Annotated in this window: 21 protein-coding genes and 1 pseudogene; 5 read left to right on the top strand and 17 right to left on the bottom strand. The window is 72.6% G+C overall.

Features of this window, described 5'->3' with window-relative positions:
- The 17 genes and pseudogenes from VFE05_04670 to VFE05_04590 all read right to left on the bottom strand — a co-directional run.
- A partial coding sequence (locus tag VFE05_04670; GenBank protein ID HET6229350.1) for a hypothetical protein occupies positions 1 to 1359 on the bottom strand: 1359 nt, incomplete at its 3' end.
- 1 nt (position 1360) lies between these two features.
- On the bottom strand, positions 1361 to 3328 hold the full coding sequence (locus VFE05_04665; protein ID HET6229349.1) for a putative baseplate assembly protein: 1968 nt from the start codon (positions 3326 to 3328) through the stop codon (positions 1361 to 1363).
- Between the two features lies 1 nt (position 3329).
- Positions 3330 to 3728, bottom strand: a complete 399-nt coding sequence (locus VFE05_04660; protein ID HET6229348.1) for a GPW/gp25 family protein — start codon at positions 3726 to 3728, stop codon at positions 3330 to 3332.
- Positions 3729 to 3800: 72 nt separating this feature from the next.
- Entirely contained in the window at positions 3801 to 4187 is a 387-nt protein-coding gene (locus tag VFE05_04655) for a PAAR domain-containing protein (GenBank protein ID HET6229347.1), read from the bottom strand.
- Between the two features lie 13 nt (positions 4188 to 4200).
- Positions 4201 to 4812 (bottom strand): phage baseplate assembly protein V, encoded by a 612-nt coding sequence (locus VFE05_04650; GenBank protein HET6229346.1) that lies wholly within the window; start codon positions 4810 to 4812, stop codon positions 4201 to 4203.
- Positions 4809 to 5897 (bottom strand): hypothetical protein, encoded by a 1089-nt coding sequence (locus VFE05_04645; GenBank protein ID HET6229345.1) that lies wholly within the window; start codon positions 5895 to 5897, stop codon positions 4809 to 4811. The genes VFE05_04650 and VFE05_04645 overlap by 4 nt, the downstream gene beginning before the upstream one ends.
- The gene (locus tag VFE05_04640) at positions 5894 to 6568 is read right to left on the bottom strand and encodes a hypothetical protein (protein ID HET6229344.1); all 675 of its coding nucleotides are present in this window, start codon (positions 6566 to 6568) and stop codon (positions 5894 to 5896) included. Before VFE05_04640 ends, VFE05_04645 begins: the two co-directional genes overlap by 4 nt.
- An 11-nt stretch (positions 6569 to 6579) precedes the next feature.
- Positions 6580 to 6789: a hypothetical protein gene (locus tag VFE05_04635; protein HET6229343.1), complete on the bottom strand. Its 210-nt coding sequence runs from the start codon at positions 6787 to 6789 to the stop codon at positions 6580 to 6582.
- A gap of 5 nt (positions 6790 to 6794) precedes the next feature.
- Complete coding sequence (locus VFE05_04630; GenBank protein ID HET6229342.1) at positions 6795 to 7235, bottom strand: phage tail protein; 441 nt, start codon at positions 7233 to 7235, stop codon at positions 6795 to 6797.
- Between the two features lie 12 nt (positions 7236 to 7247).
- Positions 7248 to 9308 (bottom strand): phage tail sheath subtilisin-like domain-containing protein, encoded by a 2061-nt coding sequence (locus VFE05_04625; GenBank protein ID HET6229341.1) that lies wholly within the window; start codon positions 9306 to 9308, stop codon positions 7248 to 7250.
- Between the two features lie 5 nt (positions 9309 to 9313).
- Positions 9314 to 9760 (bottom strand): phage tail protein, encoded by a 447-nt coding sequence (locus VFE05_04620; GenBank protein HET6229340.1) that lies wholly within the window; start codon positions 9758 to 9760, stop codon positions 9314 to 9316.
- 108 nt (positions 9761 to 9868) lie between these two features.
- Complete coding sequence (locus VFE05_04615; GenBank protein HET6229339.1) at positions 9869 to 11461, bottom strand: phage tail sheath subtilisin-like domain-containing protein; 1593 nt, start codon at positions 11459 to 11461, stop codon at positions 9869 to 9871.
- A 31-nt stretch (positions 11462 to 11492) separates the two neighbouring features.
- On the bottom strand, positions 11493 to 12464 hold the full coding sequence (locus VFE05_04610; protein HET6229338.1) for a carboxypeptidase-like regulatory domain-containing protein: 972 nt from the start codon (positions 12462 to 12464) through the stop codon (positions 11493 to 11495).
- Positions 12461 to 13042, bottom strand: a complete 582-nt coding sequence (locus tag VFE05_04605; GenBank protein HET6229337.1) for a DUF4255 domain-containing protein — start codon at positions 13040 to 13042, stop codon at positions 12461 to 12463. Before VFE05_04605 ends, VFE05_04610 begins: the two co-directional genes overlap by 4 nt.
- Positions 13039 to 13290, bottom strand: a complete 252-nt coding sequence (locus tag VFE05_04600) for a hypothetical protein (protein HET6229336.1) — start codon at positions 13288 to 13290, stop codon at positions 13039 to 13041. Before VFE05_04600 ends, VFE05_04605 begins: the two co-directional genes overlap by 4 nt.
- A 375-nt stretch (positions 13291 to 13665) precedes the next feature.
- Entirely contained in the window at positions 13666 to 14985 is a 1320-nt protein-coding gene (locus tag VFE05_04595; GenBank protein ID HET6229335.1) for a sigma 54-interacting transcriptional regulator, read from the bottom strand.
- Between the two features lie 707 nt (positions 14986 to 15692).
- Positions 15693 to 16496, bottom strand: a pseudogene (locus VFE05_04590) (IS5 family transposase).
- Positions 16497 to 16682: 186 nt separating this feature from the next.
- Here VFE05_04590 and VFE05_04585 point away from each other — a divergent pair.
- From VFE05_04585 to VFE05_04565, 5 genes are all read left to right on the top strand, one after another.
- Positions 16683 to 17186, top strand: a complete 504-nt coding sequence (locus tag VFE05_04585; GenBank protein ID HET6229334.1) for a hypothetical protein — start codon at positions 16683 to 16685, stop codon at positions 17184 to 17186.
- Between the two features lie 41 nt (positions 17187 to 17227).
- Entirely contained in the window at positions 17228 to 17572 is a 345-nt protein-coding gene (locus tag VFE05_04580; GenBank protein HET6229333.1) for a nucleotidyltransferase family protein, read from the top strand.
- Positions 17573 to 17832: 260 nt separating this feature from the next.
- On the top strand, positions 17833 to 18015 hold the full coding sequence (locus tag VFE05_04575) for a hypothetical protein (GenBank protein HET6229332.1): 183 nt from the start codon (positions 17833 to 17835) through the stop codon (positions 18013 to 18015).
- A gap of 162 nt (positions 18016 to 18177) precedes the next feature.
- Positions 18178 to 18864: a methyltransferase domain-containing protein gene (locus VFE05_04570; GenBank protein ID HET6229331.1), complete on the top strand. Its 687-nt coding sequence runs from the start codon at positions 18178 to 18180 to the stop codon at positions 18862 to 18864.
- A gap of 158 nt (positions 18865 to 19022) precedes the next feature.
- A partial coding sequence (locus VFE05_04565) for a hypothetical protein (GenBank protein HET6229330.1) occupies positions 19023 to 19614 on the top strand: 592 nt, incomplete at its 3' end.

Raw genomic sequence — 19614 nt, 5'->3', positions numbered from 1 at the left:
CGTCTCGGCGCGTAGCTCGCGGTGGAAGTCGCCCACCGCCGCCTCCAGCGGCTCCCACGTCCGCTCCAGCGCGCCGACGAAGCGCTCCAGGAAGCGCGTGTCCTGGTCTTCCTCGCGATAGACGGCGGGGAGGTAGTCCACCACCCCGCGGCGGGGGTGGACCAGGGTGACGGCGGTGACCGACGGCGTGCCGGCGCCGCCCTCGAGCCGCAGCCGCACCCAGAGCCAGCGCCCCGGCATGCCCAGGACCGCCAGCTCCGCGGGCCCGTCGTCGGGCCCGACGATGCGCTGGGCGTCGGTCCACGGCGAGCGGTCCGGGAGCGGCTCCGCAGGCTCCTCGGAGGTGCGGGTCTGGACGCGCAGCGCCGTCCCCACGGCCAGCCCGCCGATCTCCAGCTCCACGCGGTCCCACACCGTGCGCGGCAGGGCGGCGTCCAGCGGGCCGATCTCGATCGTCCCCGAGGACGAGTACGGGCGCCGGCCGACTTCCACCTCCGGCGGCAGCTCCAGCGCCTCCCCCTCGGGGCCGAAGGCGGGCCACCCCGCCGGCGCGGGCCACGGGATGACGGCGTCGGCGGCGCCGAAGCCCGGCGGGACGCGCATCCGCCAGCCCCGCTGCGCGTCGGGCTCCACGGCCACGGCCGGCGGCGCGAAGCGCTCGCGCAGCGCGTCCACCGGCAGCCACCCGTTCTCCCCCAGCTCCAGCAGCCGGCCCCAGGCGCTCTCGAAGACGTAGACCCGCCCGCGGGCGTCGGCCAGCAGCCGGGCGCGCACGTCGTCGCCGGCGGGGAGGTGCACGGTGGCGCGCGTGAGGTCCGGATGCCCCGGCCGCCAGCGCCACACGGTGGACTGGCCGCCGGCCGTCGCCAGGATCAGCACCTCGCCCCCGGGGCGGGCGTAAAGGTCGTGCACCCCGCCCGGCACGGTCACGGCGTCGGCGACGATGCCGGCGCGGGGATGGATCGCCGTCACCCGCCCCTCGCCGATCAGCGCGAAGACGAGCAGGTCGCCGGCGCGCTTCAGCGCCAGCGTGCCGCCGGGGGCGATGGGGAGGCGGATCCAGTCCACGAACCTCCGCCGCGCCGCCTCCCACCGGAGGACCCGGCGGCGGGCGGCGGCGGCCACCAGCAGCTCGCCGCCGGCGAGGGAGAGGTTGGGCGGCAGCGTCAGGCCGCCGGCCGTGGCGGGGAAGGCGGTGGGGTCCAGCGGGCCGCCGTGCGCCGGGCCGAGGGTGAGCGCCGCGCCGGCCACCACGCCGTCCATGCGCACGCGCACGGGCACCGCGCGGCCGGCGGAGAGCTCGGCGCCCCAGCCGTTCGCGCCCGACAGGCGCCACGCGCCGCCGCCCTGGCCGGCCACGCTACTGCTCCGCGTAGGGAAGCGCGGCCAGGTCGATCTGGCCGGCGTACACCAGCGTGTCGCCCGGGAGGCGCACCGGGCCGGTGGCGGACTCGTGCAGCCGGCCGTCGACGGTGATGCGCATCCGCTCCACCGTGCGGACGCCGTCGTCGCCCGACAGCAGCCGGCTCTGCACGGTGGCCGGATGGAGGTCCTGGCCGAAGCTCCAGGTGCGGTAGTCCAGGTAGCCCTCCAGCCGCGTGCGGGCGTTCTCCTGCGCCTCGCCCATGGAGCGCTGCGGGTCCACGCGCAGCTCGGCGGCCACGTCCACGCGCACGAAGCGCGGCGGGCGCACGTACACCTCCGTCGTCAGCGTGCGCTGCGCTTCCAGCGCCGCGCAGACGGCGCGCAGCAGGTCTTCGGAGGTGACCGGCGGCGTCTCGCGGCTGTCCTGGACCACCAGCACGGTGACCGCGCCGGGAACGCGCACCTCGGGGTAGTCGGGGTGCTCGCCCGCGAGCGCGACGGCGCGGACCACCCCGCCGATCTCCTCGGCGGCGGCCTCGAAGTCGTCGGCGGTGACGGCGCGCTCGCGGCGGCGCAGCCACTGCGGGGCCCCGCGGGCCGCCTGCTCGGCCGTCTGCGCGTCGAGCCCGCCCACGGCGGGGCGGGGGTTGGTGACGCCCTTGATCCCCGGCAGCGTGGTCTGCAGCGAGGCGATCCCGCCGGCCTCCTGGTTGCCGCCCGCGCCGCCGCCCGAGCGGTACTCGCGGGCGACCACGGCGCTCCCCGCCGGCGGGATGGCCCCGCGCCGTCCGTCGCCGAAGCTGACGGTGCCGCGCTCCGGATCGACCCGGTAGACGCGCGCGTCGGGCCCGGCCAGCGGGTCGGCGGCGCCGGCGTCGGGGTCGCGGAAGAGGGCGACGGGATGCCACTCCACCATTTGCCCGCCCTCGTCCGCCACCTCCAGCGTCAGCGTCTCGGGAACCAGGGGAAGGGTGCGCAGCTGCACCGTCTGCCCCGGCGCGCCGCTGGCGGTGCCCAGCCGCTCGTCATTCACCGTCACCTGGTGGCGGGCGGGGACGGTGTTGAAGCGGAAGAAGCCCACGCGCGGCACGCGCGTGCCGTAGTCGGGGTCGCGCAGGCGCAGCCGCACCCAGTAGCACGCCTCCTCGAGGGTCCACAGCGGCGCCGGGTCGATCTCGCGCGGGCCCTGCAGCGACAGGTAGCCCCCCACCTCCAACGCGCGCGTCTCGTCGTGGAACACGGCCAGCGCCTCCCAGGCCCTGCCGGGTCCGGGGAGGTACTCCCACGCCATCGCGGCGCGCTTCACCGCCGGCGCGCTCCCGCAGGCCACGGGCGCGGGCGCGGTGCGGCCCTCGGGCTCGAAGGCGCGCAGGCTCACGCGGCCGGGGAAGGGGCGCCACTGCGCCTCGCGGCTGGGCGGCACCGCGAAGCCGAAGTAGAGGGCCGCACCCGTCTCGGGGCGCTCGCCGAACGGAAAGAGCGCGCCGCCCTCGGGGCCGTTCAGCGGCGTCACCTCGCGGAAGGCGGTGCCGTCGTAGGTGAGCACGTGGGCCAGCACGGCGCCGACCACGTCGAGCGGCTGCGCGGTCTCGAAGGTGACCGGGTTCCCGTCTTCGCCCGGGGGCGCGCCCACGCGGGTGCCGGCGGGCACGCGCAGGTCGCGCCCGGCGCCGGGGATGGGGTCGAACACGAGGTCCGCGAAGGCGGGAACGGCGGGGCGCACCTGCATCCCCAGCAGGTCCAGCAGGGCGCGGTAGGTGCGCTCGGGGAGCTGGTTCACCCGCTCCTGGGTGATCTGCGCCAGCCAGGCGAAGAGCTGCACCAGGGTGATGCCGGGGTCCGACTCGTTGTGGTCCGTCCACCCCAGCGCCAGCTCCGGGGTGTAGCGCGCGATGCGGCGCCTGGCCTCCTGCACCAGCTCGTCGAAGGTACGCGCCTCTAGGGGCGGGGGAGCGATGGGCACCTTACGCGGCTCCTTCCGTCAGGTAGACGGGGTAGACCAGGTTGAACACGGCGTTGTTGTCGCGGACGCGGTAGTCCACCTGCACCAGCACGCGCCCCTCCTCGTCGGGGTCGGGGTCGGCGCGTACGTCCAGCACGTCGATGCGGGGCTCGTCCCGCACCAGCGCCTCCCGGGCGCGCGTGGCCAGCAGGGCGCGGCGGCGCGGGTCGTTGGGGGCGAAGAGCTCGCCCGGCAGCCCGGCGCCGAAGGCGGGGCGCATCACGCGCTCGCCGGGAGCGGTGGCCAGGATCAGCCAGATGCTCTCGCGGATCTTCCGCTCGCCACCGCGCAGGGGCAGCCGCCCGTCGGGCCCCGGCCGCACCGGGAACGCCCACCCGCGCCCCACCAGCTCGTCACGCATCCCCTTCTCCCGCGCGGGTCTCCGTCGTCTCGTGGCTCGCCGCCCGGCCCCACCGGCACGTTCGCACGCCCCTCATCCCCCGATCTCCACCGTTCCCGCGGCGACCACCGTCCCCCCGGGGAGGTCGACGGGATCGTTGCAGGTCTTCGCGGTGTCGCCCATGCGCGCGGCGCCCTTGCCGTTGATCAGCACCGTGGCGCTTCCCTTTACGATGGTCCCCCGGTTGGCGGGGGGATTCACGAAGGTGCCGCCGAGGGGGAGGTGCGGCGGGGTGTTGGTGGCCGTGCTGCCCACCGTGGCCGCGGGCTTCCCCCCGATCGTCACGTCGCCGCTCAGGCCGCCGTCGATGATGCCGGTGAACGGGTGCGGCACCGGCACGGGCGGGGTGGTGCCCGGCGGCTGGATTAGGTGCGTGTCGGTGGCGAGCACCCGGTCACCCTGCTTCGCGGCGAACGGCATCGTCCCCCTCCCGTCAGTTGATCTTGACCGTCGCGCCCTTGAGCGTGAGCACCCCACTCGCCTCCACCGTGATCTCGGGCGCCTCCAGCGAGAGCGACGAGGTGGCCTTGACCTTCATCGCGCCGCCCGACTCCACGCTCACGTCGCCCTGCGAGGTCTTCACCGAGATGGTGCCCTCGTCGGCCTCGACGGCGATGGACTTGCCCGAGACGTCGATCACGATCCGCTGCTTCGCGCCCTTCGCGACGATCTCCACCTTTTCGCCGCCCGGCGTGTCGTCGAAGCGCAGGAGGTGGCCGCTGCGGCTCTTCAGCGTGCGCAGGTGGTTATCCTGCGTGCCGCCGCCCTCGGGGGGCGCGTCCTGCTCGTTCCAGAGCGCGCCGATCACGTACGCCTTGGCCGGGTCGCCGAAGAGGAAGGCCACCAGCACCTCGTCCTCGAGCTCGGGGCGGAAGAGCGAGCCGCGGTCGTTGCCGGCCATCAGGGTGGCCAGCCGCGCCCAGTCGCTCAGCACGCCGCCCAGGTGGGGGAAGGAGACCCGCACCCGCCCCAGCTTCTGCGGGTCGTTCAGGTCCTTCACCACGCCGATCACCACGCCGTTTACCCGCGCCGAAGCGTCGCTCACGCCGGTTCCTCCTTGCGCGCCTGGAACTGGGTGGTGTAGCCGCTGTCGCCGATGGCGTGCGTGGTGCCGGTGATGAAGTAAGTGCCGTCGAGGTACCTCGCCCCGAGCCCCCCGAGCTCCACCAGCGACCCGGTGCGCAGGCGGGGGAGGCCGACGGTGGTGGCCGACGCCGTCACGTAGTTCTGCGAGATGTGGCGCAGCGTCTCCAGCGCGAGCTGGCGCGCCTCGGCCTCGCTGCTCACCGGGCGGTCGGCCAGCACCTCCTTCCGCTCCTCGAAGGCGCTGGCGAAGGGCTCCTTCTTTCCCAGCTCGCTGCGCTTGACCGTGGCCTCGATGACCTTCTTGCTGGTGGGGTGCCACGACCGCACCGTCACCGAGCCCACCTGGTTCGCCGTGGTGAGCCGGGGGTCGAAGGAGAGCAGAGAGCTCCCCCACTGCAGCCGGTACGGCGCCTCCTTCGCCTTCTCCTGCGGCGCGAACTTCAGGTACGGGGGCTCGCGGCCCTTGCCCTCCTGCACCGTCAGCTCGTAGCCGATCTTCCGCGCCCGCTGCAGCAGGAAGACGATGTCGTGCTGGTTGTTCTGGACCACGTAAGGGTAGACCGCCTCGGACTCGGCCGCGGGGGTCTCCACCCGCACCCCCAGCAGCTTCGCGATCGCGCAGGCGATCTCGGAGTCGGTCTTGTTCTCGTAGACCACCGAGTGCGCCTCGCCGCGCAGGCGGTGCAGGATGCTGAGCCCGCTCACGCTCAGGGTGGGCGGCCCCTCGGCGGGGAACTTCGGCTGCAGCGAGGTGATCTCGCCGGTCAGCATGGTCACCAGCCCCGCGTCGCGGTAGCCCAGCTCGAGCTTCACCGGCTGCCCGGGCTCGAACAGCTCGCCCTCGCTGTACTTTGTGGTGCGCCGTTCCTCGTCCCAGTTGTTGATCTCCAGGGAGAAGGAGTCCACCTCCTCCAGGGAGTCGGCGTAGCTCACCGAGAGCACGTCGTGCACGGCCTTCTGGTCGATGGCGCGGCCGCCCACGCTCACCCTCCACCAGGGGACGTAGAAGTCGGTGCCGAGCGAGGCGATGCTCTGGGTGCTCACAGCCGGCTCCCCAGCCCCAGCACGTCGCGCGGGGGAATCTCCAGCGCCGTTCCCGGCCCGGCGCTGCGCGGGTCCTCGATCCCGTTCCAGGCCGCCAGCGCGCGCCAGGCCTCGGGGTCGCCGTACTCGCGCGCGGCCAGCACGTCCAGCCGGTCGCCCGCGCGCAGCACGGTGAGCTTGGTCTGGTCGGCGGACTGGAGGTTCAGCTCCTTCAGCTGCTCGTCGAGCTTGCGGTATTCGCGGAAGGCGATGGTCACCACCGCGCGCAGCGGATTTCCCTCGCGGTCGAACAGGGTGATCTTCCGCTGCACGCTCTCTGCGACGCCGTGGAAGGAGAGCCCCGCGCCCCAGGAGACCAGCACCCGCGGCGCGGCGTGGGTGCGGGGCTGGATCTTCACCAGCTGGTACAGCGACTCCATCCGCTCCTTCACCCCCTTGCCCGGCGCGGCCGAGGCCTCGTCGAGCGTGAGCTCCACCGAGAGCTTCTGCGTCTGCCCGCGCACGAACTGCAGGAGCGGCGAGTCGAGGCCGGGGATGGCCTGCTCGCCCAGCTGCGCGCCCTTCTCCAGCGTGAGCTCGGCCGGGTTGTACTGGGCCTCGATGGTCTGCGGCAGCCGCGGCGCGTCGATGGCGTCGTGGTCGGTGACGGTGATGGTGAGCCGGGTGTCCATGCGCGTCTCCCTCAGCCGCCCACCGAGGGCGGGCGATTGGTGCCGGTGAGCTTCGCGTCGGCGCGCAGCGCGTCGGCGCCGCGTTTGCGGCGCGCCAGCTCGCGCGCCACGGCGTCCACCAGCGCGGTGAACTGCTCGGGGCGCAGGCCGTGGCCCACGCCCGTGCCGGACCCCTCGGGCGGGGCCACGCTCGCTTCCACCTCGTGCACGTACAGCGGCATGGGGATCACTCCTCCATCACGAACCCGTGGTACGCCAGCTCCACCGCCTCCACGGCGATGGTGCTCTGCTCGGCCTTGAGCTCGGGCCCCGTCCACCGCGCGGGGAACGCGCTCTCGAACACCCACCGCACCGGCTTCCCCGGCTGCCCCCCCGGGAGGAGCTCCACCGACACCGTGCGGCGCGACACGCGGCCGGCGACGATGTCCGCGAACCAGTCCCACAGCTCCAGGGTGGCCAGCCCCCGCCGCAGCGTCAGGTTCCCGTGCTTGGTGGGGCCGGGGAGCTTGTGGACGAAGGTGTTCTCGCCTCCCGCGCGCACCTCCAGCACCTCCACCTCGGCCTGGATCCCCGAGACCTCGGAGAACCCCCCCGCCTCGCGCCCTTCGATGCGCACCCGGAAGCGGAAGGCGGCCAGCGGGTCGGGGCGCGCGCCGGTGGCGGGCATCGCTCGTCCTCCTCAGGCGCGCTGCACGTCCAGGATCTCCAGCCCCAGCGCGGAGCGGCCGATCCGGACCACGATCCACTCGATGGGCGGCGGGAGCCTGAGGCCGACGACGGCGATCACCAGCCCCTGGTCGCGCGTCTCGGCGGTGTTGGTCTCCTCGTCGCAGCGCACGTAGAAGGCGTCGGCCGCCTCCTCGCCCATCAGCCAGCCGCGGCGCCAGCGCTCGCGCAGGTAGCTGCGCACCCCGTCGCGCAGGTCGGCCCAGAGCAGCGGGCCGTTGCTCTCGAACACCGCCCACTGCGTCCCCTCTTCGATCGCCTCGGCGATGGTGAGGAACACGCGGCGCACGTTCAGGTAGCGCCACTCGCCGGCCGCCCCCGCCGCCAGCGAGCGTGCCCCCTCGAGCACCACCCCGCGCACCGGCCGCTCGCGGAAGACGTTGATGCCGCGCGCGTTCAGCCGGCCGTGCACCGCCTCGTCCACCGGCGCCGCCAGCGCCAGCGCGCGCCGCGCCGTCTGCCCCGCGGGCGAGCGGTGCGGCCCCGCGGCCAGGTCCGCCGCGGCGGTGAGCCCCGCCACCCACCCCGAGGGCGGCACGTCGACCGTCGGCGCCCACGCGCCGGAGGCGCCGCGGCGCGGGTCGAGCTCCGTCCGCAGCCAGGGCCAGTAGAGGCCGGCGAAGGTGGTGTCGAGCTCCGCGCGGAACGTTTCCACCGCTTCCGCGGTCCTCGCGTCGCCCGGCGGGTCGATCAGCGCCACGCAGTCGCGGCGCAGCTCGCAGAAGCGGATCAGCGCGCGGGCGCACTCCCCGGCGCGGTCCTGCCCCCAGCGCGCGGGCGGCTCGGGCGCGGGCTCGGGGACCACCACGGGGACGTCGGGCGCGGTCCACGCCGCGTCTCCCGCGATCGCCGGGCGGAAGGCGGGGTTGGCGGCCAGCAGCTCGGCCGGCGTCAGCCCGTGCGCCGCCGCCATCCGCTCCACCCCCTCGCGGACCGCGGACGCCGGGTCTCCGGGCGCCCACCAGGGCCTCGGGTCGTCGATGCGCGGGTCCGCCGGGTGCGCGGAGCGGGGGACGGGGAGGCGGAGCGGCGCGCCGGGGGGAACGGGGTCCGCAAGGCCAGGGTTGGCCTGGCGCAGGGCTTCGGGGGTGGCGCCGAGGTACGCGGCCGCCTCGTCCACCGTCCACGCCGCCGGCCGTTGCGGGAGGACGGCGCGGAGGACGTCCGGCTCGGGCGCGGAGAGGTCGTCGCACGCGGGCGGCTGCGCGGGCGGCGCCGGCTCGGCGGGGTCTGCGGGGAACTCGCCGCTCTCGGGAACGGCGACGATCGCCACCTCGTCCACGTCCAGCAGCGCGCCCAGCCCCCAGCGGGCGCTGGCGTCGGTCTCGCCGCCCAGGAGGTGGTCGCGGCCGCAGGCGCCGGTGCCGTCGCGCCCGCCGCGGAGCTGCTTCTTCGCCGCGAGCGGGGCCACCGCCTCCCCGGGGTCGGGGAGCGCCAGGTCCATCCGCACCGGGAGCTCGGGCGCGGTCTCGACCACGCGCGGGAGGTAGCGCCCGTCCGCGGGGTCCAGCGAGCAGTCCGGCATCCGCCACACGTTGCCGTCGCGGTCGCGCACCACCAGGGTCACGCGCGTGTCGGCGCCGGTGCCGGCGGGGGCGATCTCGACCGACAGGCGGTTCCCCCAGCGGCCGGGGGAGCGGGCGCGGACCAGGATGAGCGGGGGGTCGCGGTCGCCGCCGGGGGTCTCCAGCGGGAGCTCGGCATAGGCGTCGCGCGCCTGGCGGTGCCAGGGGACGGAGCCGTCGCCGGGGGGGACGGCGGCGCGGACGATCCACGCGGTCTGGCCGCCGTTCTCGAAGAAGGCGTGCACGGCGTAGGGGAGGAATCCCCCCGCGCCGAAGCCGCCGAAGCCGCTCTCGAACTGGTGCCAGCTCTCCACCCGCATCGGGGTGTGCAGCGGCCCACGCTCCGCGTAGCCCACGAAGCCGGCCACGTCGCTGCGCAGCTCAGGGAGCGAGCGCGGCGGGTCGGCCGAGTGGAAGCGGACGCCGGGGGCGGGGAGGAGCGCGGGCATAGCGCTCAGCCGGCCAGTTCGAGCTCCACGCCCTCGCACGCCAGCTCCAGCGTCTCGATCGCCATCTCGCTGGTCTTGGCGTTGAAGGTGGGTCCCTCCCACTTGCTGGGCCACGCCTCGCGGAAGGTCCACTTGATGGCCGCCTGCCGCGCCTCGTTCAGCAGCACGATGGTGCCGCTGTGGCGCACGGTGGCGCCGTTCAGCACCTCCAGGCGCCACTTCCACAGCTCGTCGCTGGCGGTGAAGCCGCGCTTGAGCGTGAGGTTACTGAACTTCTTGAGCCCCGGGAGCTTGCGGACGGTGGTGTCCTCGGCGCCCGTGCGGTACTCCACCACGTCGCTTTCGCTGGTGAGCCCGCTCGCCTCCGAGAACCCCGCCACGGTCACCCCGTCGAGCTCCACGAGGAAGTTGTACGCGCCGTAGGGATCGTTGCGATCGCCGGTGTCAGCCATGGCCTTGTCTCCGGTTGGTTCGGAATCCGGTTGATGTCGGTGCCTCCGGTCACACCGTCCGCCGCCTCTGGGGACTCGCCGCCGCCGACGCGTCTCCCCTCGGTGTGATCAGACGGCGGTCTTGGCGCCCAGCGCCCACTGGTGGATGCGGAAGATCACGAACTCGGCGGGCTTCACCGGCGCCACGCCGATGTAGCAGATCAGCCGACCGTTCTCGATGTCATCCTGGGTCATGGTCGTGCGGTCGCACTTGACGTAGAAGGCTTGGTCCGGGCGGGTGCCCATCAGCGCCCCGTTGCGCCACACGGTGAGCAGGAAGCTCTCGATGGAGCGGCGCAGGCGGTCCCACAGCGGCTCGCTGTTGGGCTCGAACACCACCCACTGCGTCCCCTCGTCGATCGATTCCTCGAGGAAGAGGAAGAGCCGGCGCACGTTGATGTACTTCCACATCGGGTCGGCGCTGAGGGTGCGCGCGCCCCACACGCGGATGCCGCGGCGGTCTGGGCGGAAGTCGCGCAGCACGTTCACGCCGCGCGGGTTCAGCAGCTCCTGCTGCCCGCGCGCGACGGGGAACTGGAGGTCGACGGCGCCGCGGATCACCTCGTTGGCGGGCGCCTTGTGCACGCCGCGCTCGACGTCGGTGCGCGCATAGATCCCGGCCACGTGCCCCACGGGCGGCATCAGCACGCGCGCGGCGGTGCGCGGGTGCAGCACCCAGATCCACGGCCAGTACAGCGCCGCGAAGGTGGTGGGCGGGTCGATCTCGTTGTTGTTGATGATCTCGGTGGCGTTGCGGCGGTTGCTGGGTACCGAGAAGATGGCGAAGCGCTCGCGCAGCTCCTCGCACTGGCTCACCACCGCCGTGCGCAGGCCCGGCATTGAGTGCTCGTCGGGCGCGGCCAGGATGTTCACGTCGTCCACCGCGGCCAGGCCGGCCAGTCCGGTGCTGTATACGTAGTCCTGCCCGGTGCGCGTCTCGGAGACCGGCCCGCCGGTGAAGTCGACGAGCTGCACCACGGTGCCGTCGTCCCCGCCCTGCAGCTGCTGGTAGTCGCCGGAGGTGTCAGCCGGGCGGTCGTGGGTGGGGTTGGTCGCCTCGTCCCACTGCGCCCACACGAGTGACGAGCCCTCGATCTGCCTGGGGGCGTAGTTGGGCGCGTTGCGGCTGGCGGAGAGGTTGTCGAATGACTCCACGGCGGTGGGTTCGCGGTAGTTGGGCTTGGAGCGCGCGCCCTGGGCCAGCGGGTCCACCCAATTGGCGGTGCCGAAGGTGGAGGGGACGCCGTCACGGTAGTACAGCAGGTCCACCCGGAACTGGCTGGCGTCCTGCAGCGAGGCGGGGCGGATGCGCACCAGGAGGTTGAGGCCGTAGCTGCCCGGCCCCAGCGCGCTCAGCAGCAGCCCGCCGAAGGCGCCCCCGGCGGGCACCGCGTCGGAGGCGGCCACCCGGGCCACGAAGCAGCGCCGGCCACCGCTGTCGAAGAAGCCATTCACCGCCAGCGGCATGAAGCTCAGGGTCACGTCCACCGGGTCGCCGTATAGCCGCTGGAACTCGAGCCGGCTGGTGACCAGACGCGGGTCGAGGGGCCCGCGCTCAGTGCAGCCGACGATCCCCAGGTTGCTGGTGGACACGCCTTCGATGGGCTTGGTGCCGACGTCGATCTCCTCGACGTAAACACCCGGGGAGAGGTACTCGGGCATGCTTCACCTGGCCTGTGGCTGGGGTTCGCCTTCAATTCAGCCGCGCCACCGGCGCCTGGCTGGCGGCGGCGGCGGCGAACGGCACGTTGAACAGGGTCACGTCGGGGTGCCCCAAGCGCTGCACCACCACGTCGGCCGTACCGGCCGCGGTGGCGGGGGGGAAGTAGTAGCGCCAGCGGCCGTCTCGCGCCGTGGCGAGGTTCCCGTAAAATCCGACGAGCGTGACGTTCGCGCCCTCGACCGGACGGTCGTCGGGGCCCAGGACCAGCCCCTCGAGTGACGGCTGGCGCTGGGTGACTGTGGCCGCGCGCTTCCACTGCGTGGGCCAGAGCTTCGGCCACACCGCCAGGTACGCCCCGCCACTGGGCTTGGCGTTCGCATCGACGTCGTCCACGAGCAGCTCGAGGTTCGCCGGCCCGTTCGGTTTCGCGCCCGGGAAGGCCAGCGCCCAGCTCCCGCCGGCGTCCACGCGGCTTTCGGGGACCAGCGCGCCGGGCTCGCGCACCACCGCGCCGGCCAGGGCGTCGCCGTCGAACCAGCGCAGCGTGCCGCGCACCAGCGGCAGGCCGGGGGGAAAGGGGTACGATGCCGACGGCCGCAGCCGCAGCATCAGCAGCCGCGCGGGGTGGGGCGTTCCGTCCGGCAGCCCCGGTGGGGGTGTGTCGGGGTCCCACGCCACGTCACGCTGGGCGGCGTCCAACTCCTCGTAGCGGTCGCCCAGGCGGTCTCGGGGGTCGCGCTCCAGCGCCAGGCGATACGTCGCGGCCGGGAGGCGGAGATCGACGAACACCGTGTCGCCCGACAGGTTGCGCACCGGCGGCGACGTCTTCGGCGGCAGCGCGCGGATGTCGCTCCCGTCCACGCGGCCCTCGATGCGCAGGCGCACGGGGCCCAGGGGCCCGCGCTCGTCGGGGGGGCGGTTCATGGTCTCGCGCAGCGCGTCCACGGGGCGCAGGACGAGCGACGCGACGCGGCGGCGGCGCTCCAGCACGGCGGGCCTCACGGGGTCGCCCCCGCGTAGTCGCCGGCGGCCTCGCCCACGGGTACGGCCATCTGCGTCCGCCCGCTCTGCAGCCTCGGAACCCGGAGCTGGTAGGCCACGGAGACGCGGTAGGGCTCGCGCAGCGCCTCCCACACCTCCGCCAGGTCGCCCAGCGACAGCGTTTCGAAGACTACGCGGATGTCTTCGGCCTGGCTGCTGAGCGGGTCGGTGATGGTGAGGGTGGGGTGGTCGTACATGGTCTCCAGCACCTTGCCGAGCACCAGCGCGTTACCGTCGGGGCTGGAGAGCACGGGGGTGATCAGGTAGTGGAAGCGCAGCGCCATGGGGGGCATGCGCTGCTCGGTGCCCACCTGCACGGGCGGGCGGTTCTTCATGTACGGGTCCTCGGTGACCTGGTAGAGGAACACGCTCAGCACCGGCTTTCCGCTCATGGTGGTGGCCTCCACCGTCTCCTTGGGCGAGCCCAGGTGGATGGCCTCGAGCCCGCTGAAGAACTGCGCGGTCTCGCCCAGCATCCCGTCGAACAGCACCTGCCGCAGGTGCTCGTTCACGAGCTTGATCACGGTGTAGTCGCTCATCGCCCGCCCTCCGGGGCCGGCGCGCTCACCAGCCGCTCGACGGGCAACACCACGGGGCGGTCGAACCGGTCGACCCGGATTACGGCGAAGACGGCGGGGTCCAGCCCGCTGTCGGACAGGTCCAGCACCTCGCCTTCCAACACGTCGCCGCCGTGCAGCGCCTCCAGGAGCTCGCGGGTCTCGGGATGGTGAACGTCCCGGATGCGAAAGCGGGCGCGGCCGCCGGTGTGCGTGTCGGGTTGGGTCACGGGGCTCCGGGAAGGCCGCCGGGCGAAGGTCGGACAGCCTCCTCTCCGGGCAACGCCCATACCGCCTCACCCGCGGGCGTAGGCGAGATTGCAAGACGTTGATGGAGATGGGTTTGCGGCGATGCAGCCGACGTGGGCCGGTGCGCGTCCGGCGCGCGTTGCGGAAGGCGTTTTCTACCTGCGGAAGCGCGATTCCGGAATGATCGTTCCGGGTTCCGCGGGGGTGAAGAACGGCGCTGGGGGCCGAACGCGCATGCCTGCGCCGCGTCCGCGCGCAGGATGCGCGCGCGGAAAAGTGTGGAACGCAAAGCAGAGGGCGCGGAGACGAATCGTCTCCGCGCCCGCCGGGCCGGGCCGTGTGAGTCGCGGCCGAGGTCAGCCGTTCAGGTGGTGCTTGTGGACCTTGTTGTAGACGCTGCGTGCGGTGATCCCCAGCATCCGCGCCGCGCGCGAGTGGTTGCCCCCCGCCGCCGCGAGCGCCGCCTGCATCAGCAACGCCTCGCAGTACGCCAGCGAGCGCGCCAGGCTCCAGTCGTTCGCCGCCAGCACCCCGGCGGGGTCCATCGCGGCCGCGGCGGAATCCGCCGGCGGGGCGGGGAAGTCGTCCTCCGCATCCTCCCCCGCGGGAGGCGAAACAGCGGCGGACGACGACCCGGCCACCTCGCGCAGGATCTCGGGCGGCAGGTCGGGCAGGTCCAGCAGGGCGTCGCCCTCGCGCGCGGCCAGGATCCGGCGCACCAGGTTCTCCAGCTGCCGCACGTTCCCGGGGAGCCGTGCCTGACGCAGCGCCGCCACGAAGCGCTCCGTGGCCGCCGGGCCTCGCCCCGCGCCGAACTGCGCGGCGAAATGCTCCACCAGCGGCCCCACGTCGTCGGGCCGCTCGCGTAGCGGGGGGATGCGCACCGTCAGCACGTTCAGCCGGTGGAACAGGTCCGCCCGGAAGGCGCGCTGGCGCACCATCTCGTCGAGGTCGCGGTTGGTGGCGGCGATCACGCGCACGTCCACCGCCACCTCGCGGTCGTCGCCCACGGCCAGCACGCGGCCCTGCTGGAGCACGCGCAGCAGCTTGCCCTGGAGTTGCGTGTCCAGCTCGCCCACCTCGTCCAGGAACAGCACTCCGCCGTCGGCCGAGCGCACTAGCCCGCGCCGGTCCTGATGCGCGCCGGTGAACGCGCCGCGCCGGTGTCCGAACAGCTCGCTCTCGGCGACGCCTGGGCTGATGGCCGCGCAGTTCACCGCCACGAACGGCCCACCGCGCCGCTTGAGGTCCAGCCGGTGGATCGCGCGCGCCAGCAACTCCTTGCCCGTGCCTGTCTCGCCGAGGAACAGGGCGGGCACATCGCTCAGCGCGGCGGCGCGCAGCACAGAGCGGAAGGTGGCTAGCAGCGCGGCGCTCCCGCCCTCAAACCCCACCGCCCGCATCATCTGGCGAACGTCGTGCAACTGTGCTTGACGCTCACGCTCGGCCGCGTGCAGGGCCCCGACGCGCGCCGCCAACTCCTGCGCGAAGCCGGGTTGCGCGCTGTCCAGCAGGTGCACGGCCCCGGCCAGCACCGGGCGGCACTGCACCCCGACGGGCCAGTGCCGCACGCCGTTGCCGTAGCACAGCACCGCGGACCCCGCTTCGCGTAGCACCCGCACCGTCACCAGTGCTCGCGCGCTCCCGCCCGGCTCGTCCAGCGCCAGCACTGCCATCCCATCCGCGTACCCTGTCAGCTCCCCCGTGTCAGTCACGCACTGAACGGCGAACGCCTCCAGGGCGTGGCGCACGCGGGCCAAACGGACGGGGTGCGGATCGTGCACCCGCACGCGCCAGGCCGCGTGCGTAACTGCGGCCGCAGGGCCGGGAGTGATGCCGGGAAACGCGGGGGTCGCGGAAGGCGGTCCGCGCCGGTTCAGTTCCATGTTTGAGCAGCGATGAACTGGCAGGTGGCATCCCCCGAATCAGGCGCGGCGCACACGCGCCATCCCGCAGGGGCTCCGCATAAATTGTCTGATTTTCGTGCAGGGCGGCGGTGTGTAAGCCCAGAGTTCCTTCGCGAAAAAGACGTATCTTGCAAGAGAGGCATATGCGTTCCGACGGTGCCAATATTGTATCCAACAGGGAATGACGGCGAATGTCAAGGAAATCGTCGCGGCTCGCATGCCGGAATCGCGCTTGGCGCCACAGGCACCAGGCCGTGGGATGGCACAATGACTCAGGGAACACTGCTGTCAAATCATTTCTCGCTGCTTGCTTGCATCGACGCCCGGATGGCCCGGTATGCTCGTGTCGTGCGGCGGCCTGACAGCAGCCGAATGCAGTAATGGCTGAATGGATACATTGACCAAGAGTCTATCCGAAAAGTGCTGAACGGACTTTTCCGGTAGATGATGAGCGGCGCGGCGAGCTGCACGAACCCCAGGTAGCTGTCGGCGCGCTTATCCAAGCGGATGAGGAGCCGACGGAAGCGGTTGAACCAGGAGTGGCAGACCTCGACTACCTCCGCCGTGCCGGATGGCGGTCGGGATCACCCGGTGCCGGCAGCGGGGCCTGCTCGCTGGTCTTGGGCGGGATGTGGGGCGTGTAGCCCTTCTCCGCTGCGGTCCGGCGGCAGACGGGATAGGCGTATCCCCAGTCCAAGCAGAGGTGACGTTTTGCCACTTCGGCCGCGGGGGCGGAAAGGACCGGCGCGTCCAGCAGCTCGCCGAGCTTCTTCATGTCGTGCCGGTTCGCGCCCGAGAGCACGACCGCCAGCGGGACACCTCGGCTGTCGGTCAGGGGGTGGCGCTTGCTTCCGCTCTTCCCCCGGTCGGTGGGGTTGCGCCCCGTGGCCTGCGCCTCGCCGTCAGCCCCCTTTTTCCCAGCGGAGCTTTGACGATGCAGCCGTCGGCAGCTTGCCAGGTCCAATCGATGCCCACCAGGTCGTCGTACTTTTCCAGCAGCACCGCCCAGGCTCGGGCGAACACCCCGTGGCGGATCCACTCCTGAAAGCGGTCATGCACCGTGGACTTGCCCCGAACTCTCGCGGCAGCGCATCCCACTGCGCTCCGGTGCGTGCCAGCCAGATCAGCCCGTCCAGGATCTGACGATCGCTCTTGCGTGGCCTTCCGGACTTCTTTCCTACCTTCTCGATCACCAGCAGCGGTGCCAAGCGCTCCCACAGCGCATCATCCACACGCCAGATCGTCGGATCGTCCGGTAGCTTCTTCGTTGCTTTGCTCATGCGAGAAGCCTATCACATTCGCAATTTCCAGATAGGCTCTTAGCCGGGCGGGCCGTCCGAGCATCCGAGCCGGGCAGAACGCGGCGGTGCTGAGAAGTCACTGGACGGCTGCGAAGGCGGCGACGTATAGTGATTTGAACGTTCAGTGTCTCTTCCCCGCCGCTTACCTCCACGCCGAGGCTTCCCGTGCCCATCACAGCATCTCCAGCGGTTCCCGCCCGCGTGAGCCCGTCGAGAATCGCTGTCGCCGGGCTGCTGACGGGCGTCACCGACGGCTTGTTCGCGTGCGTGCTGAGCGCGGGGTTCTACCATTCCACCGTGACGCGGCTCTGGCAGGGCGTGGCCTCCACGCTGCTGGGGCCGGCTGCGCTGGAGGGCGGGACGCGCACCGCCGCCGTCGGCGTGCTGATGCACTTCGGGGTCGCGTTCGCCTGGTCGGCGGTGTTCCTGGCGATCTTCAACCGGTCGGAGCGGGTTCGCCGCGTGGTCCGGCTCGCGCTTCGGCGCGCTGAAGGCCGCCGCGGTCTACGGGCCGTTCATCTGGCTCGTCATGTCGCTCGTGGTGATTCCGCTGCTCGTCCATCGCCCGCCCACGTTCTCAATCCGATGGCTGATCCAGCTCATCGGCCACATCCCCTTCGTCGCCGCACCGATCGTCTACTCGATCGCGCGGGGGGCAACGGATTCTGAGGATGCGGCGGTCCCGCTGGTTTCCGAGGCTGCGGGGTGACATGTCCGGTCCGAAGATCGGCATGCCTCGATCGGCGCTCGCGGACTTCTGCTGCCGCAACCACATCCGGCGCCTGGCGCTCTTCGGCTCCGTGCTGCACGACGACTTCGGCCCCGAGAGCGACGTGGACGTGCTCGTCGAGCTCGAGCCGGGACACTGTCTCGGCTTCGCGTTCTTCGCTTTGCAGGACGAGCTGTCAGAGATGTTGGGCCGGCGGGTGGACCTCAACACCCGGGAGGATCTGAGCCGCTACTTCCGCGATGAGGGCGTCCTCACGTCGCATCGCGTCTATCCGTCCGAGGCAGGGACGCTGCCTGATCTCGGTCGCGCGACGCTGAGGCGGTGAAGGGAAGATCGAGATGCGGGGGAGGACGGTCATCGTCCTCCCCCGTCGTCGCATTTCGGGCGGTGGGCCACGCACCCGCCCGGAGCGCGTCGGGAGGCTCGACGCGGGAGGGCGCGGCGGGTGGGGACGACGCAGGCGAGCATGCAGACGCCCATCATCAGCGGGAGCGTAGAGTGATGGCTTCTCGCGCGGGAGGGCGGGACGCGTTAATCTGGGGCGTGCGATGCAGTCATCCGCCCACGGCAAGGAGAGGCAGTGCGATGAGCGACGGGACCACGTTGACCGACGCGGAGCGCGCGAAGCTGGAGCAGCGGCGGGACCGCCTGATGCAGCTGATGAAGGACGGCCGCTCTGGCGGCGGCTCGGAGCTGGACGCCGACGACCTGGCGGACCTGACGCAGGAGTGGAACAAGATCGACAACCTGCTGAACCGCTCGCGCTGAACCCCGTCAGGGCCGGACGAACGGAGGGGCGACACCGGTGCGGGTGCCGCCCCTTCGTCCGTTCCACCGGGCAGGCATCTTGTAGATGGCATCGGTAGATGAACGGCATCCGGCGCTCTGTGCGGGCCGGATGCGAAACCACGATCCATACGACCCGACGACATGACCGCATCCGCCGTACAGCCCGAGATGCTGCACACCAGCGCGGGCGACTTTCCGCTGCACGAGTACCGGCTGGGGCTGGGCGGGCGCCAGTGGAGCATCCTGCACACCAACACGGTGCTCACGCACGACGACGAGGAGGAGGTGATCGGCGCCATGCGCGAGGTGCTGCCGTACGGCGTCTCGCTGTGGCCCTCGGCCATCGCCCTGGCGCACGAGCTGGTGGCGCGGGCGGACGACTTCCGCGGAAAGCGCGTGCTGGAGCTGGGCGCCGGGACGGGCCTGCCGGGCATCGTGGCCGCATCGCTCGGCGCGCACGTGGTGCAGACCGACAAGGCGGAGCTGGCGATGGAGGTCTGCAAGCGCAACGGCGAGCGGAACGGCGTGCGCGGCATCGAGCACCGGCTGGTGGACTGGACGGACTGGAAGGACGAGGCGTTCGACTGGATCATCGGGGCCGACATCCTGTACGGCGTGACCTTCCACCCGCACCTGCGCCGCATCTTCGACGGAGGCCTGGCGCGCGGCGGGCGCATGCTCATCTCCGATCCCTTCCGCTCCATCAGCCTGCGCGTGCTGGAGCCGATGGAGGCCGACGGCTGGAAGATCACCGTGGCGAAGTGGAGCATCGGGGAGGAGAAGCACCTCCGCCCCGTCGGCGTCTTCGACCTGGAGCCGCCGCGGTAGGCGCCCAGCCGCCGGCCGGGCGAGGCGGCCAGGCAGATCGCCGTTGCCGGGTCGATTCGACGGAGGCGGTGGATTCGATCGATTCGGGCGCGACGGACAACGCCGTACTGGCGCGGCGGGCGAGCGGGCGCCAGCTTGGGAGGGCAGGCGGTGCTCGGATGGCATCCATCCCGTTCGCCCGCAAGCACATCCGCGCGCTCCGCGCATCGGACACCCGCCACGCCCGGTCCTCCACGGTGCAGCCGCCCCGCATCTCCCGTCCCGACCCGCCGTCCATATCCCCAAGCGGAGCCCGGCCGACGCGCGTGCGCTGGTGGCGTGGCATGGCCGTGCCCGTGCTGCTCGTCGCATGCGCGGCGGCGTGCGGAACTCGGGTGCGCATCCCCCCGCCCGAGGGAGGCTCGCCCGCGGCGGATCTGCCGGAACCCGCGGCGAGCGTGGTGCACCTGCCGGTCACGCTCTCGCTGGCCGGCATCGCGGACGACGTGGAGGCGGCCGTGCCCCCCCGCGGCGGCAACGAGGACGAGTGGCACGTGGCGGGCGACGCGCCGGTGATCGGCACCGTGTACGTGAAGGAGGCGTGGGAGCGCGACGCCCTGCGCATGTCGGTGGATGGCGGCGCGGTGAACGTCTCGGCCCACGTGCGCTACCGGGCGCGCATCGCCAAGAAGGCGTGCCTGCCGCTGGCCGGGTGCCGCTGGGTGCCGCTCTCGCAGTGCGGCCACGACGGGCCCATGCCCTCGCTGGAGA

Source organism: Longimicrobiaceae bacterium (assembly GCA_035696245.1).
GTDB lineage: Bacteria > Gemmatimonadota > Gemmatimonadetes > Longimicrobiales > Longimicrobiaceae > DASRQW01.
Note: the sequence above shows the minus strand (reverse complement) of the source record. Positions and strands in the feature narration are given on the sequence as shown.

Excerpts from the sequence above, each read along its gene's own strand:
- VFE05_04660 (HET6229348.1), bottom strand. The coding sequence starts at position 3,728 with ATGCGTGACGAGCTGGTGGGGCGCGGGTGGGCGTTCCCGGTGCGGCCG.
- VFE05_04655 (HET6229347.1), bottom strand. The coding sequence starts at position 4,187 with ATGCCGTTCGCCGCGAAGCAGGGTGACCGGGTGCTCGCCACCGACACG.
- VFE05_04640 (HET6229344.1), bottom strand. The coding sequence starts at position 6,568 with ATGGACACCCGGCTCACCATCACCGTCACCGACCACGACGCCATCGAC.
- VFE05_04635 (HET6229343.1), bottom strand. The coding sequence starts at position 6,789 with ATGCCGCTGTACGTGCACGAGGTGGAAGCGAGCGTGGCCCCGCCCGAG.
- VFE05_04630 (HET6229342.1), bottom strand. The coding sequence starts at position 7,235 with ATGCCCGCCACCGGCGCGCGCCCCGACCCGCTGGCCGCCTTCCGCTTC.
- VFE05_04625 (HET6229341.1), bottom strand. The coding sequence starts at position 9,308 with ATGCCCGCGCTCCTCCCCGCCCCCGGCGTCCGCTTCCACTCGGCCGAC.
- VFE05_04620 (HET6229340.1), bottom strand. The coding sequence starts at position 9,760 with ATGGCTGACACCGGCGATCGCAACGATCCCTACGGCGCGTACAACTTC.
- VFE05_04615 (HET6229339.1), bottom strand. The coding sequence starts at position 11,461 with ATGCCCGAGTACCTCTCCCCGGGTGTTTACGTCGAGGAGATCGACGTC.
- VFE05_04605 (HET6229337.1), bottom strand. The coding sequence starts at position 13,042 with ATGAGCGACTACACCGTGATCAAGCTCGTGAACGAGCACCTGCGGCAG.
- VFE05_04595 (HET6229335.1), bottom strand. The coding sequence starts at position 14,985 with ATGGCAGTGCTGGCGCTGGACGAGCCGGGCGGGAGCGCGCGAGCACTG.
- VFE05_04580 (HET6229333.1), top strand. The coding sequence starts at position 17,228 with ATGTCCGGTCCGAAGATCGGCATGCCTCGATCGGCGCTCGCGGACTTC.
- VFE05_04575 (HET6229332.1), top strand. The coding sequence starts at position 17,833 with ATGAGCGACGGGACCACGTTGACCGACGCGGAGCGCGCGAAGCTGGAG.
- VFE05_04570 (HET6229331.1), top strand. The coding sequence starts at position 18,178 with ATGACCGCATCCGCCGTACAGCCCGAGATGCTGCACACCAGCGCGGGC.